Annotated in this window: 11 protein-coding genes and 1 tRNA gene; 9 read left to right on the forward strand and 3 right to left on the reverse strand. The window is 64.1% G+C overall.

Translation table 11 applies throughout. The annotated features are described in order from the left end of the window. From AC4K8G_RS09705 to AC4K8G_RS09715, 3 genes are all read left to right on the forward strand, one after another. Complete coding sequence (locus AC4K8G_RS09705; protein WP_491733944.1) at nucleotides 1-1,479, forward strand: 2OG-Fe(II) oxygenase family protein; 1,479 nt, start codon at nucleotides 1-3, stop codon at nucleotides 1,477-1,479. Nucleotides 1,480-2,030: 551 nt separating this feature from the next. Further along, nucleotides 2,031-2,312, forward strand: a complete 282-nt coding sequence (locus AC4K8G_RS09710) for a hypothetical protein (protein ID WP_491733945.1) — start codon at nucleotides 2,031-2,033, stop codon at nucleotides 2,310-2,312. 92 nt (nucleotides 2,313-2,404) lie between these two features. Then, a complete protein-coding gene (locus AC4K8G_RS09715) occupies nucleotides 2,405-2,674 on the forward strand; it encodes a hypothetical protein (protein ID WP_491733946.1) in 270 nt (89 codons plus the stop codon). 3 nt (nucleotides 2,675-2,677) lie between these two features. Here AC4K8G_RS09715 and clpB read toward each other — a convergent pair whose 3' ends face one another. From clpB to AC4K8G_RS09730, 3 genes are all read right to left on the reverse strand, one after another. After that, nucleotides 2,678-5,281 carry an ATP-dependent chaperone ClpB gene (gene clpB / locus AC4K8G_RS09720; RefSeq protein WP_491733947.1) on the reverse strand — a complete coding sequence of 868 codons (2,604 nt, stop codon included), beginning with the start codon at nucleotides 5,279-5,281 and terminating at the stop codon, nucleotides 2,678-2,680. 58 nt (nucleotides 5,282-5,339) lie between these two features. Continuing rightward, on the reverse strand, nucleotides 5,340-6,962 hold the full coding sequence (locus tag AC4K8G_RS09725) for a M28 family metallopeptidase (RefSeq protein ID WP_491733948.1): 1,623 nt from the start codon (nucleotides 6,960-6,962) through the stop codon (nucleotides 5,340-5,342). Between the two features lie 79 nt (nucleotides 6,963-7,041). Further along, nucleotides 7,042-7,842, reverse strand: a complete 801-nt coding sequence (locus tag AC4K8G_RS09730) for a D-Ala-D-Ala carboxypeptidase family metallohydrolase (protein ID WP_491733949.1) — start codon at nucleotides 7,840-7,842, stop codon at nucleotides 7,042-7,044. Between the two features lie 42 nt (nucleotides 7,843-7,884). Between AC4K8G_RS09730 and AC4K8G_RS09735 the strand changes: the two genes are divergently transcribed. From AC4K8G_RS09735 to AC4K8G_RS09760, 6 genes are all read left to right on the forward strand, one after another. After that, entirely contained in the window at nucleotides 7,885-8,202 is a 318-nt protein-coding gene (locus AC4K8G_RS09735; protein WP_491733950.1) for a polyhydroxyalkanoic acid system family protein, read from the forward strand. A 12-nt stretch (nucleotides 8,203-8,214) separates the two neighbouring features. Then, nucleotides 8,215-9,519: an FAD-dependent oxidoreductase gene (locus AC4K8G_RS09740; protein ID WP_491733951.1), complete on the forward strand. Its 1,305-nt coding sequence runs from the start codon at nucleotides 8,215-8,217 to the stop codon at nucleotides 9,517-9,519. A gap of 87 nt (nucleotides 9,520-9,606) precedes the next feature. Beyond that, nucleotides 9,607-9,683: transfer RNA gene (locus tag AC4K8G_RS09745), tRNA-Pro, on the forward strand. 70 nt (nucleotides 9,684-9,753) lie between these two features. Further along, complete coding sequence (locus AC4K8G_RS09750) at nucleotides 9,754-11,046, forward strand: hypothetical protein (protein WP_491733952.1); 1,293 nt, start codon at nucleotides 9,754-9,756, stop codon at nucleotides 11,044-11,046. Nucleotides 11,047-11,095: 49 nt separating this feature from the next. Next, on the forward strand, nucleotides 11,096-11,719 hold the full coding sequence (locus AC4K8G_RS09755; protein WP_491733953.1) for a methylamine utilization protein: 624 nt from the start codon (nucleotides 11,096-11,098) through the stop codon (nucleotides 11,717-11,719). Further along, nucleotides 11,719-14,064, forward strand: coding sequence for a putative bifunctional diguanylate cyclase/phosphodiesterase (locus AC4K8G_RS09760; RefSeq protein ID WP_491733954.1), 2,346 nt, complete (start codon nucleotides 11,719-11,721; stop codon nucleotides 14,062-14,064). Before AC4K8G_RS09755 ends, AC4K8G_RS09760 begins: the two co-directional genes overlap by 1 nt. Nucleotide 14,065: the final 1 nt, after the last annotated feature.

Raw genomic sequence — 14,065 nt, forward strand, 5'->3', positions numbered from 1 at the left:
GTGGCCACAATCGATTCCGAACGGCTTCAAGACCTCGCGCGCGACGCGCTTGCGAAAGGTACGGAAGAAGCCGCGTTGCTCGAGCTCGCGCCCGCTGCCGAAGCTGCACGCAGCGCCCGCCTGTGGCAGTTCACAGGCCTTCTGCAGCGCTCTCTCGATCGGCACGCCGACGCACTTCGTTCCTTCAGCGCCGCGGCCCGGCTGGCGCCCGACGATGTGAGCATTGCTCAAGGCCTGGCGCGGGTGGGGCTAGAGGCTGGTGTCGACGCGGTGCCGCTGTTCGAACGGGCTCTTCAACTCGACCCGTCTAGCGGCAGCTCTTTGCTCGGCCTGGTTGCGTCTAAGTTCTCAACCGGCAGGGGCGCGGAAGCCGAAGCACAGCTCGACCTTGTGGTCGGGCGATCCCCAACCTGGATTGATGGACACGTTCAGCTTGGCCAGCTCCGATCGATGCTCGGGAGGCCGGAGCAAGCGACCCTGTCGATCGAGCGCGCACTTTTCGACAGGCCGGGCGACGAAGCCCTGTGGACCGCATTGCTCAACCTTACTTTGGCCGGGGGTGACTTCGCCTCATTGGATGAAAAGGTCGCCCGCGCCCGCTCCGCTCGTCTGCTCGAAGCGACCATCATGCCGTTCGAGGCGGTGGCGGCGACCGAGCTCGGCGAGATAGACCGCGCCGATCGCCTGTTTGAAGCGCTCGGTCAGAATGCGCGAGGCGCGATGGCCGTGTGGCACGTCCGCCACCTCCTCCGCGCGGAACGTATCGAACAAGCACTCGCGCTGATCGATCGCGAACTCGAAGGCGAGCGCTCGGCCGATTTGTGGCCCTATGCATCGATCGCGTGGCGCCTTGCTGGCGATCCTCGCTCGGATTGGCTCGAAGCAGGCGGCAAATTAGTTTCGACGTTCGACCTTACTGCCCAATTGCCCCCGCTTGATCGCCTTTCCGATGTTCTTCGTTCGCTTCACGTGGCCTCGGGCCAGTATCTCGATCAGTCCGTGCGGGGCGGAACCCAAACCGACGGCCCGTTGCTCAGCAGAATAGAGCCGGAGATCCAAAGGCTCCGAACGGCAATCGTCGGTGCAGTTGAGGATTATCGCGCGAATTTGCCGGCGATTGATCCGAAGCATCCGACGCTCAGCCGACGGCGCGATGCGCGGATACGCTTTTCGGGCAGCTGGTCGGTTCGCTTGCGCACCGAGGGCCATCATGTCGCGCATGTCCACCCGCAGGGCTGGATCAGTTCCGCCTTTTACGCAGCGTTGCCGGAAGGGACGAAGGGAGACCTCCCGAACCCTGGCTGGCTGAAGCTTGGGGAGCCGCCCACGGCCCTTGGCCTCAGACTAGGAGAAACGCAGCTGGTGGAACCCGAAGTCGGGCGCCTGGTGCTGTTTCCCTCCTGGATGTGGCACGGCACGGTTCCGTTCGCGGCGGGGGAGCGCTTGACCGCGGCGTTCGATGTTCGGCAGCCGAGCTGAACGGCCCACTCGTCGAATTTGCCTCAGTGGGTAATCCTGACTGAAGTAGTAGATTCCGGTTAAAAGTGGCGTATTAAGTCGATGCTGTCGCGGCGGTTGCTGCAAGCAAGAGCAGACTAGTAATCGGAGCACTGATTATGTCCCGTTACTCCATCACCTCCGTAGCAATCACAGCACTTATTCTTTCGGCGACGGCCTCTGCTGAGCCTTCGACGCCAACAAGGGCCGAGCCATCGCCTGAAGAACAAGCGCAGATCGACATTATCGCAAAGAAGCTCTGCACCAAGGAGCCCGTGGTCGGCACTCGAATTCCCGTAAGGCACCGGTGCGATACGCCGAAGGAATTGGCAGCCTATCACAAGCAGGCGCGAGAACTTTATCAGACCTACACACAGCGCCCATGTATGGTGGGGGTTGGGACGGGCGAGAACGACCACGTCATGTCCTGCTGATCCCTCCGGAATTTTGCCAAATCGCAGAAGCGTTTAACTTATATCGCGGATTGTTTATTGGGAGTCGCAGGCGGCCGCCTTGGTTGAGGAGCATCGAACGTGAAGACCAGCGTGAAGATCGCAGTTGCAATTGTTTCCGGGTTTAGTTTCGCGATTCCCGCGACGGCGCAAAGCTCGGCGCCTGCGGCTCCTGCGCAGACCGCAAAGCCGGCCGATCCGATGAGCGAGGTCGTTTGCCAGAAACAGGAAGTGGTCGGGAGCCGCCTGGCGACGCGCCGGGTTTGCATGACTCGCCAGCAATGGCTGGAGCAGCGCACGATGGATCGCCAGGACGTCGAGCATTCCCAGATTCACCCTGACGTTCAAAAACCCGGCGGCTGAGTCGGCGACCGTTCGTCGAACGGCAATTTCATTCAAATCCGGCTTCGCTTATTACGCTGCTGCGGCCCGTACTGCTTACCATGGAGGTGAGTATGAAAGGCATTCTGGTTCTTGCGGCTGGCTTAGGCCTCGCCGTTAGCTCTTCCGCGACTGCGCAAAACGGCCGCGAAGCCAACGAGCAAAAGGTTCAGTCCCGCCAGGACCCCGGCGAGATCATCTGCGAGCGCGTCAAGGTGGTCGGCAGCCGCCTGATCTCCAAGAAAGTCTGCATGACCCGCCTTCAGTGGCGCGAGCAGCGTCAGGATGACCGCGTGTTTACCGAGCAGGTTCAGGGCACGCTAAATCTGCGCGACGGCACCTGAAGCTTACTCCGCCGCTTCGCGCAGCTCCTCGTCGGGTTTCAGCACTAGCGCGCCGTCCCCTTCATCGACATGCACGACCGATCCGTCGGGAATCTCACCCGCCAGAATTTTATCTGCCAGTGGGTCCTGCAGATACTTCTGCACCGCGCGCTTCAGTGGCCGAGCGCCGTAGACCGGATCATAGCCGACGCGGCCAAGCCACGCCCGCGCCGCGTCGGTCAGGTCAAGCCTGATCTTGCGGTCATCGAGCAGCTTCTGCAGCCGCTCCACCTGGATATCGACGATCGGTCCCATGTGACCCGCGCTCAGGCGGTGGAACAGGATGATTTCGTCGAGCCGGTTCAGGAACTCGGGGCGGAAATGCCCGCGCACCACTTCCATCACCTGCGGCTCGACCTTCGCGACGTCCTCGTCCTCACCCAGTGAGGCGAGATACTGGCTGCCGAGGTTCGAGGTCAGGATGATGATCGTGTTGGTGAAGTCTACCGTTCGGCCTTGCCCGTCGGTCAGGCGGCCGTCGTCGAGCACCTGCAGAAGTACGTTGAACACGTCGCCGTGCGCTTTCTCGACCTCGTCGAACAGCACGACCTGATAGGGCCGGCGGCGGACCGCTTCGGTCAGCACGCCGCCTTCCTCGTAACCGACGTAGCCAGGCGGTGCGCCGATCAGCCGCGCGACCGCGTGCTTCTCCATGAACTCGCTCATGTCGATGCGGACCATCGCGCTCGAATCGTCGAACAGGAACTCGGCTAGCGCCTTGGTGAGCTCGGTCTTGCCGACGCCGGTGGGTCCAAGGAACAGGAACGAGCCCAAGGGCCGATTCGGGTCCTGCAAACCCGCGCGGGCACGCCGCACGGCCGCCGACACGGCCTTAACCGCATCCTCCTGGCCGATGACCCGCGCGCCGATCGCGGATTCCATCGCGAGCAGCTTTTCGCGCTCGCCCTCCATCATCCGCTCGACCGGAATCCCGGTCCAGCGGCTGACGACACCGGCGATATCCTGGTCGGTCACTTCCTCGCGCAGCATCGCGCCCTTTGAAGCGACCTGCGCGTCGCCGAGCTGCTTCTCGAGTTCGGGGATACGGCCGTATTGGAGTTCGCCTGCCTTCGCGAGATCGCCACTGCGCTGCGCCTGTTCAAGCTCCAGCCGCGCAGCGTCGAGCTGCTCCTTGATCTTCGCTTCGCCGGCGATCTTTTCTTTCTCGGACTGCCAGCGCTGGGTCAGCTCGGCCGAATGCTGCTCGAGGTTGGCGAGTTCGTCTTCGAGCTTCGTCAGCCGGTCCTTGGACGCCTTGTCCTGCTCCTTTTTCAGGGCTTCGCGCTCGATCTTCAGCTGGATGATGCGCCGGTCGAGATTCTCGATCTCCTCGGGCTTGGACTCGACCTCCATGCGGATGCGACTCGCAGCCTCGTCCATCAGGTCGATCGCCTTGTCTGGAAGGAATCGGTCGGTGATGTAGCGGTTGCTGAGCATCGCCGCGGCGACGATCGCCGCGTCGGTGATGCGGACGCCGTGGTGAAGTTCGTATTTCTCCTTGAGGCCGCGCAGGATCGAGATGGTGTCGGGCACCGTTGGCTCACCCACGAACACCGGCTGGAAGCGCCGCTCGAGCGCCGCGTCCTTCTCGATATATTTGCGATATTCATCGAGCGTGGTCGCACCGATGCAGTGAAGCTCGCCGCGCGCCAGCGCTGGCTTCAGCAGATTGCCGGCGTCCATCGCGCCCTCGGCTTTGCCAGCGCCAACCAGCGTGTGCATTTCGTCGATAAACAGGATGATGTCGCCCGCGGCCTGGCGCACCTCGTCGAGCACGCCTTTCAGGCGTTCCTCGAAATCGCCGCGGTATTTCGCGCCGGCGATCAGCGACCCCATGTCGAGCGCGAGCAAGCGCCGGTCCTTGATCCCGTCGGGGACGTCGCCATTGGCAATGCGCAGCGCGAGGCCTTCGGCGATCGCGGTCTTGCCGACGCCCGGCTCCCCGATCAGCACCGGGTTGTTCTTCGTGCGCCGCGCCAGGACCTGGATGGTGCGGCGGATTTCCTCGTCCCGGCCGATGACTGGATCGAGCTTGCCCTCGCGCGCTGCCTCGGTCAGGTCGCGCGCATATTTCTTCAGCGCGTCGTAGCGGTCTTCGGCCCCTTGCGTGTCCGCGGTTCGCCCGCCGCGCAGCTTGTCGATCGCGGCATTTAGCTTCTGCGGCGTGAGGCCGGCCTTGGCGAGCGCGCCGCCGACGTCGCTGTTTTTGGCCAGCGCCATCGCCAGGAGGATTCGCTCGACAGTGACGAAGCTGTCGCCGGCCTTTTTCGCGATCTCGGCCGCCTGGTCGAGGATGCGGATGGTGTCGCCGTCGATGCCGGGGGCCTGGGTCGCGCCGCTGCCGGTGACCGACGGGAGCTTGCCGACCAGTGCATCGACTTCGCGCTGCGCGGCCTTGGCGTCACCGCCGGATGCATTGATCAGCCCGGCCGCCATGCCCTGCTCGTCGTCGAGCAGCGCCTTCAGGAGGTGCGCGGGCGAGATCCGCTGGTGATGCTCACGAACGGCGATCGTCTGCGCGGCCTGGAGAAACCCGCGGGCGCGATCGGTCAGCTTTTCCAAATCCATTCCGTACCCCTAAACCCTGTTGCGACCATATGGTGTGGCATATGGGCAACACAAGGCGTTAGCGGTCGGCCTTGGGCTCCTGCTTGGCAAACCTGTCCCCGAAATAGTCGCCTTTGTACCAGCGAGGCGGGTCCGTATCGTCGGCGAGCTTCCGCGCGATCAGGTAATTGACCAGCGCGAACTTGGCCGCCGCGCCCCAGTTGAACTGCTGCTTCATATCGTCGCTGACCCGGTGATAGTGATTGGCCAGGAAATCCTCGGTCGCTTTTGCGCCCGGACCGCCCGGTCCAAGATCGAGCGAGACCGCCGGAACGCCCGCTTTGACGAACGAATAATGGTCGCTCCTGACGAAGCTGACCTGCTCGGGCGCGGGGTCGGGGACCAGCTTTATGCCCTGGCTGGCAATGGCATCGGCGACGGCCTTCCCGACCGTCGAATGCTCGGCCCCGTAAGCGACCATGTCCTGAAAATCATAGGTGACGATCGGCATGTCGAGGTTGACCGCTGCCACCACTTTGCCCGGCGCGGCGACCGGATGCATTGCCAGATATTCGGAGCCGAGCAGTCCTTCTTCTTCGCCGGTCAGTGCGACGAAGATGATTGAGCGTTTGGGCACCGTTCCGCTTTCGACAAAGGCGCGCGCGGCCTCCAGCATCGTCGCGATGCCCATCGCATTGTCCATCGCGCCATTGGCAATGGAGTCGCCATTCTCGGGCTTGATTCGGCCGATGTGGTCGAGGTGCGCGCTAATCACGATATATTCGTTCTTAAGCTTGGGGTCGCTGCCCGGAAGGACGCCGATCACATTGGGGCTATGGATCCGCTTGGTTAGGCTGTGCCGCTCGACGCGGATCTTCTGGTTGAGCGCGAACCCCTTGGGCCGGGCGCCGTCCTGTCCCGTCGCGGCAAGAAGCGATGACAGCGGAGTGGGTGAGCCGGCGAAAAGCTTCGCGGCGGCCTTGGCGCCGAGGTAGCCGGTGATCGGTAGGTTGGGGCCGGGATAGTTGGGCTTCCCGTCCGCCCCGATCCATTTCACGTCCTTCTCGTTCGCGCGGTCGGCGATCGACTGCCACGGCGCGATCGACTGAAGGACGGGCGTGACCACCTGGAGCAGGCCGATCGCGCCATGTTCCTTGGCCATGCGCGCCTTTTGCGACTGGAGGTGCGCTCCGATCTCGCTCGGTGCGCCCTTGGGATAGCCCCAGAGCGCGATCACGATCTTCCCGCGAACGTCCAGCCCGTCGTAATCGCGGGAGCCGATTTCGGGGGCGTCCATCCCGTAACCGACGAACACCGTGTCGGCATCCACGCGCTGATGGGGGAAAGCGCTGTTGGGGTAGAGGCTGACGTCTTCGCCATTCGCGAACAACTGGCCGCCGATGGTCACGCCGGACAGAGCGCCAGGTTTGCGATCCGCTTCGGCGAAGGGGATGTCCTGGTACCAGCTGCCGTGGTTGCCCGGCTGGAGTCCGAGGGCGGCGAAGCGGGCGGCAACGAAACGCGCCGCGGTCTCGTGGCCGGAACTCCCGGTGTAGCGGCCCTCGAGCTTGTCGTCGGCGAGGAACGTGACGTCGGACTTGATCCGGTCGCCGGAAAATTGCGGATCGGCGGTTTGGCGCGATGCGCCGCACGCGCTCAGCGTGGCTGCCGCCAAAGCGACAGCCAGGAAATAGCCCTTCATCAATTCCTCCCGGTATTTTTCTTATGTGGCCAGAAGCCGGGCGGACCGTTCAGGGCCAACCTCTATTCGGCAAACCTCGTCAATTTTTCGGCGTTGAGGCCGGAGGGTTCGACGAGGGTAGGGGCGCGGCCTGCGGTGGAGAGACCGGGGGCGGCGTCGCGGTCGGAGTCGCCGGCTGAGCGGGCAGCGGCTGGCCGACATTGGCGACATCCTCAGGATGGATGATCGGTGGGCATAGCGCCGCCACTGCCGGGTCCATGTTCCAGCGACGATATTTGGTGCTGTCGATGTGAAATCGAAGGTAGGCGTAGAAGCCAAGGCCCGTGCTGTAGCCTGCGCCATGCTCCGAATGAGCGACGCACAATGCTCTCATCAGCTGCTCGCGCGTAATCGGCCGCAACGGAACCATGTCGATTGCTGAATAGGTTTTGTGCGCGCTTTCCGGCGCGCCGCCGGCGCATTGGTTGAGGCTCGGGTTGCGATACCCTGAAACGGGCTCGACCGGGCCCACGGCCGGGATCACGTAATCGTTGATATAGCGCAGCGTCTGGATGATGTGCGGCCATTCGCTGGTCGGCGGAATCTCGAACGGCTCCGCGCCGCATTCCTTCCACGATGTCGCCGTTCGGAACAGCTCCCACGTGGGAACGATGCCGCTCACCCGCGACGCGGTCAGGTAATCGTTGAACTGCTTCACTTGCGCCGCCCGCCAAGGTGCGGCGAGATACCACGACCGATACCCCGGTTCATCCTGGCCAACGGTGATGTACGGCGCGGCCGGATCGTAAGGCGCTGGCGCCCCGACCTGCGCGGCTGCGGGAACGGCGAGAAAGATCAGTGCTGCGAGGAACTTGCGCATTGGCTCACCATAGCTGGGCATGGCGGCTTGAAAAGCGGTGAACGCCCGCCCACTGTCGCGCCTATGTCTCAGCCCATCGACGTCGATCTCCCGCACAACCTCGGCAAGGACGAAGCGCGGCGCCGGATCGCCAACAACGTCCACAAGCTTTCGGAGCATATTCCGGGCGGGGCGCAGGTTCAGTCAGGCTGGGCCGGCGATCAGCTTAACCTTGAGATTGCGGCCATGGGCCAAGCGGTTACGGCGACGATCGACGTGGCGGAAACCAACGTCCATTTGCGCGTGCTTCTACCGGGCATGCTCGGCATGTTCGCCGGGGTGATCCAGGGCGCACTGCAGAAAAAGGGTGACGTCCTGCTCGAGGATCATACCAAGCCGTAAAGGGGGAAGGGCATGCGCCATTTCGCGGTCATCGGGTCTGGGCCCGCGGGCTTCTACACCGCCGAAGCGCTCGAGAAGGCGTATGGCGATAAGGCCCGCGTGGACATCCTCGACCGTTACCCGGTCCCCTACGGCCTCATCCGCTTCGGTGTCGCCCCCGACCACCAAAGCCTGAAGGCGGTCAGCAAGCGCTACGACAAGGTCGTCGAAAGCGCCGGGGTCGACTTCATCGGCAACGTCACCGTCGGCCGCGATGTGTCGGTCGCCGAGCTGCTCAACCTCTACGACGCCGTCATTCTCGCGGTCGGCGCTCCGCACGACCGCAAGCTCGGCATTCCGGGAGAGGACTTGCCCGGTGTTGTTGGCTCTGCCGAATTTGTGGGCTGGTACAACGGCCATCCCGATTTTGCCGATCTCGACCCGCCCCTGTCGGGCAGCCACGCCGCGGTGATCGGTAACGGCAATGTCGCGCTCGATTGTGCGCGCATCCTTTCGAAGACGCGCGGTGAGTTCGAAGGCTCGGACATCGTCAATCACGCCCTCGACGCGCTCGACCGGTCTGCCATTCGCACCGTGACGATTCTTGGCCGCCGCGGCCCGCATCAGATCGCGATGACGCCCAAGGAACTGGGCGAGCTCGGCCATCTCGAGGCTTCCTCGCCGGTGGTGGACGCGGCGGACTTCCCGCCGCTCGAAGCCGACGACGCGCTTGAGCCCGGTCATCGCAAGTCGATCACCATCCTGCGCGGCTTTGCCGATACTCCGCCCGATGCTGCAAAGCCCAAGCGCATGGTCTTCGATTTCTTCGCCAAGCCCGTTCGGATCGAAGGGGATGGCAAGGCGGAAAAGATCATCGTCGAACGGACCGAGCTCGACGAGAAGAGCGGCGCTCGAGGCACCGGCGAGACCTACGAGGTGCCCGCGTCCCTGGTGATCAGCGCGATTGGCTACTCGACGTCGCCAATTCCCGATGTGCCGTTCGACGGCGGCAAGTTTGTCAACGAAGGCGGCCGGATCAGCGACCGGCTTTATGCGGTCGGCTGGGCGCGGCGCGGCCCGAGCGGCACGATCGGCACCAATCGTCCCGACGGCTATGAAGTCGCCGACTTGATTGCTGCCGACATGCCGGCGGGGAGTGGCGGCGACGGCGCGGGGGCAGCCGGGCTCAAGAAACTGCTGGAGGCCCGCGGCGTGATGCCCACCGACTATAACGACTGGCGCAAGATCGAGGAAACCGAGACTTCAAACGCCCGTCCCGGCTCGCCGCGCGAGAAGTTTGTCCGCATCGAACACTTGCTTGGGACCTTGGGTCGTTAGGCCGCTTGCTCTTTCGCCAACCCCCTTCTATCTAGCCGCGGCCTTGGCTCCCGCCCGCGACCTTTGGTCGCTCATGCGGGTTCCGGTCGGGGAGTAGCTCAGCCTGGTAGAGCACTGTCTTCGGGAGGCAGGGGCCGGAGGTTCGAATCCTCTCTCCCCGACCACTTCGTCTTGCGTGGCCTGACCGAAGGTTAGTGACCACTATTTTAACGCAATTCCCTTAGCGTTTGGGCCATGGCTGAGCTCGGCACACGCCTGCTGAAGCGCGGCGCGGCGCCCTTGGCGTGCGCGCTTGCTTCGCTTTGGGCGGCGCCAGCTCAGGCAGAAAGCGATCTCAGACTCTTCACCCCCGACACGCTTGAGCTGAGCGGTGATGTTCGCGTCGTGCTCGCGGACGGCGAAGAGAGCTGGATCGACGGCAGTTTCGGCAAGCTGCGCTCGAGCGGTAACAGGGATCGTGATTTTCACCTCAAGCCACAGCTCGGCAACGTCAATCTCATCTGGCAGCCGCAATTCACCTGGTCGCTTTCCGCGACCGTCGTCGGCACCCTCCAGGGTGGCGAGAAGACCGAAGCCGGCCTCAGCCAAGCCTATTTGAGCTTCCGGCCGATGCGGTCCGATAAGCTCGCGCTTTCGGCCCGCGCCGGCCTGATGTGGCCACCGATCAGCCTCGAGCACGAAGGCGCCGACTGGCACGTGAAGGACTCGATCACGCCATCGGCGATCAACAGCTGGGTGGGTGAGGAAGTCCGACCGGTCGCGGCGGAAGGCACGGTTGCGGCGACCTTTGGCGAGCACAAACTACGTGCCACGGCCGCGCTGATGGTCGCAAATGACACCGCCGGAACATTGTTGACGTTCCGCGGCTGGGCGCTTCACGACCGCGTGACGCTCGCCTTTCGCCGCCAGCCGTTGCCGCCGCTCGAAGCGGAATATCTCGACTATCAGGCGCCCTTTACCCATCCCTTGCTCGACGTTCACAGCGGCTTTGCGAACCGCCCTGGCTATTACGCGAAATTAAGCTGGCAACCGCCAGTCCCCGTTCGGATCGACCTATTCCGCTACGACAATCGCGCCAATCCCGAGGATGTGAACGCCGACGTCGAATGGGGCTGGCGCACCCGCTTCAACCAGGTCGCGGCAGTCGCCGAGCTGGGCGGTGGCGCCGAGCTTAAGGCTCAGGCCATGGAGGGTCACACCAAGATGGGCTTTCCTGAACCCAAGCGGCGCTGGGTCGATGCCCGCTTTCGCTCGGCTTTCGTGCTCGTTTCGAGGCCATTCGGCCCGTTCGGAATTGCCGCTCGCGCCGAGGCCTTCGAGGTCCGCAATCATGGCGGGATCTGGGACCGCGAATATGACGATACCGGCTGGTCGGCGATGATTGCGGCCAAGCGCGAATGGGGGGCCGTTACCGGCCTCGTCGAGTTGCTCCACGTCTCCAGCCGGCGGGACGATCGGGCGCTTGTCGGGCTCGATCCCCGTCAGCGCCAGACCCAACTTCAGGCCGAAGTACGAACGCGCTGGTAACCACGCTCGCATAGCAGGCCGTTACCCACTTCCGTTTAATCTTGCGCGCATGGTGCGTGGACCGATTCTTTTTGCGGCGGGTTTGGGCCTCGCCGCACCGATCGCTGCAGCCCCGCTCGCCGTACGCGTCGTCGACGCTTCCGGGCGGCCGGTGCGCGACGCCGTGGTCACTCTCTATCCTGCCGGCAACGCCGCTCGCCCGATGCGTTCGAGCGGCCATTACGTCGTCTCGCAGAAGAACATCCAGTTTCACCCGTTCGTGTCGATAGTGCCAGTCGGCGCCGACGTGTCCTTTCCCAATCTCGATCCGACCAAGCACCACGTCTATTCCTTCTCGCCGGCCAAGCGCTTCGAGCTGAAGCTGTTCGCCAAGGACCAATCGCGCACCGTCCACTTCGACAAGCCCGGCGTGATTGCGCTCGGCTGCAATATTCACGACCAGATGAGCGCCTTCATCCTGGTCACGAGCAGTGCCTGGACCGCCCGAACCAATGCGCAGGGCATGGCCGTCTTGGCCGATGCGCCCAACGCGCCCGGGCGCCTTACCGTTTGGCACCCCTATCTCCGCGCTCCGGGTGGGGTGATCCAGCAGGCAGTCGGACCGGCCCAGCGCAGTGCCAGCTTCTCGGTGAAGCTGCGCCCGCCGCCGGCGATGCCGGCAATGGACTATTAATGGCGATGCGGTCGTTCCGCTCGCTCAGCGCTCGACTGACGGTCCAGTTCGCGCTGCTGTTTGCGGCTGCGATGCTGGTCGTGTCGGCGGCGCTGTCGACTTTCATTGCCGGCTCCGCCTCGCGCGAAGTCGTGGGTCAGCTCCAGTCGAGCGGCGCGGTCTACGACCGCCTGTGGCAGCAGCGCTCGCGCGAGCTTGAGAATGCAGCCCAGCTATTGTCCCGCGATTTCGGCTTTCGCGAGGCGGTGGCGACCGGCGATCGGGCGACGATGCAGTCGGCGCTGACCAACGCGGCCCAGCGGCTGAAGGTGCGCAGCGCCTTCATCGTCACCGCTGACGGGCGTGCCACGACGATCGATCCCTCGATCCGGCTCGATACCGCCGGTCCCTTGTGGGAAGCGCTTGACGAAGGACGATTGAACGGCGTCGCGGTGCTCGACGGCCGCCCGCGCCAGCTGGTGGCGGCGCCGGTGATGGCACCGACCCTGATCGGCTGGGTGGTGTTTGCGGCGGACCTCGACGCACGCGAATTGCGGGGGCTCGAAGGTCTGTCGGCAATACCGCTCCACGCGGCGGTCCTCGCTCAGAACAAGGACCGCTGGGCCGAGGCCGCGGGCAGCATGTCGCTGCTCAGCAGCGATGCTGCCTCGCTCGCGGAAAGCCATGTCGGGGGCGGCACGGCCTTTGAAATGCGCGTCGCGGGCACCGAATCGATCGCGCTCGCCAAGCCATTGCCGACCTTCTCGGGCAAGGATCGCGCCATCCTTCTCCTCGCCTACCCGAAGGCCGAAGCGCTCGCCGATGCCCGCAAGCTTCAACTTGCCCTCGGCGTCATGACGCTGCTGGGGCTGATCATGGTTGCGTTCGCGACGTGGAAGGCGGCGGGGCGCATCACCCAGCCCCTGGCGCGCCTCGACGAAGCGGCCGGCCGCCTCGCGTCGGGCGAGCATGTGCAGGTCCGGGTGCGCGGCAATGATGAGCTTGCCCGGCTCGCGACCAGCTTCAATGAAATGGTCGGCAAGATCTCGGAGCGTGAGCAGCGGATCACGCAGCTCGCGTTCAACGACGTCCTCACCGGCCTTCCCAACCGCAGCATGTTCCAGCGCCAGCTCGAGCAGGCCTTTCGCTCGCTCGAGGATGGCGACGGCATGTTCGCGCTCCATTGCCTCGACCTCGACCAATTCAAGGTGATCAACGACACGCTTGGCCATCCGGCCGGCGACACTTTGCTGATTGAGGCCGGCAAGCGTGTGCAGCATGCCGCGCGTGGCCACTTTGTCGCGCGGCTTGGCGGCGACGAATTCGTCGTCCTGCAGACGGTCGGTGGCGATCGCAACTCGATCGACAAGCTCGGCCGCAAGATTCTCGAGGAAATGGCGCGGCCGCTGGTTATCGACGGCAATGAATTCGCGCCGTCGACCAGCATCGGCATTGCCATTGCCACGCAGGACGGCGGCGATGGCGAAACCTTGCTGCGGAACGCCGACCTTGCGCTCTATCGTGCCAAGGAAGCAGGTCGGGGCACGTTCGCCTTCTTCGAGGAAAGCCTCAACGAGCGCGCGCAACAGCGCCGCCAGCTGGAAACAGACCTCCGCCTCGCGGTCGAGCGCAATGAGTTTGAGCTACTCTATCAGCCACTGTTCGACCTGAAGGACAATCGCATCTGCTCGTTCGAAGCACTGATCCGCTGGAACCACCCTACACGGGGCCAGATTTCACCGGCCGACTTCATCCCGATCGCGGAGGATACCGGGCTCATCGTACCGATCGGTACCTGGGTTCTGCGCGAAGCCTGTCGCCAGGCGGCCGGCTGGCCCGCGCATGTGCGCATCGCGGTCAACGTCTCTGCGGTGCAATTCCACCGCGGCAATCTCAACGAAACCATCCTGCTTGCCCTTGCCGACAGCGGGCTCGCGCCCGGCCGGCTCGAGATCGAAATCACCGAATCGATCTTCCTTGAAGGCGGTGAGGCAACCTTGCGGCTGCTCCACTCGCTGCGCTCGCTTGGGATCCGCGTTGCGCTAGACGATTTCGGGACCGGCTATTCGTCCCTCAGCTATCTGCAAAGCTTCCCCTTCGACAAACTGAAGATCGACCGCAGCTTCATCCAGAACCTGCTTACTCGTGAAGGTGCGAGCGCCATCGTTCGCGCCATCACCGAGCTGGCGCACGCACTGAACATCGAAACGACCGCGGAAGGCGTCGAGGAAACCGCCCAGCTGATGGAGCTTCGCGCCCACGGTTGCTCGTCGGTTCAGGGCTTCCTGTTCGCCGAACCGTTGACCGCCGCCGACGTCGACCGCCTGTTCAAGGAGGACGCCGGCGCTATCCAGAACGTCGCGTGAC

The organism is Sphingomonas sp. SP3, assembly GCF_058514305.1.

What these genes read in the sequence shown, in the direction of transcription:
- AC4K8G_RS09715 (WP_491733946.1), top strand. Translation starts at nt 2,405, where the DNA reads ATGAAAGGCATTCTGGTTCTTGCGGCTGGCTTAGGCCTCGCCGTTAGC.
- AC4K8G_RS09750 (WP_491733952.1), top strand. Translation starts at nt 9,754, where the DNA reads ATGGCTGAGCTCGGCACACGCCTGCTGAAGCGCGGCGCGGCGCCCTTG.
- AC4K8G_RS09740 (WP_491733951.1), top strand. Translation starts at nt 8,215, where the DNA reads ATGCGCCATTTCGCGGTCATCGGGTCTGGGCCCGCGGGCTTCTACACC.
- AC4K8G_RS09730 (WP_491733949.1), bottom strand. Translation starts at nt 7,842, where the DNA reads ATGCCCAGCTATGGTGAGCCAATGCGCAAGTTCCTCGCAGCACTGATC.
- AC4K8G_RS09760 (WP_491733954.1), top strand. Translation starts at nt 11,719, where the DNA reads ATGGCGATGCGGTCGTTCCGCTCGCTCAGCGCTCGACTGACGGTCCAG.
- AC4K8G_RS09755 (WP_491733953.1), top strand. Translation starts at nt 11,096, where the DNA reads ATGGTGCGTGGACCGATTCTTTTTGCGGCGGGTTTGGGCCTCGCCGCA.
- AC4K8G_RS09735 (WP_491733950.1), top strand. Translation starts at nt 7,885, where the DNA reads ATGTCTCAGCCCATCGACGTCGATCTCCCGCACAACCTCGGCAAGGAC.
- AC4K8G_RS09725 (WP_491733948.1), bottom strand. Translation starts at nt 6,962, where the DNA reads ATGAAGGGCTATTTCCTGGCTGTCGCTTTGGCGGCAGCCACGCTGAGC.
- clpB (WP_491733947.1), bottom strand. Translation starts at nt 5,281, where the DNA reads ATGGATTTGGAAAAGCTGACCGATCGCGCCCGCGGGTTTCTCCAGGCC.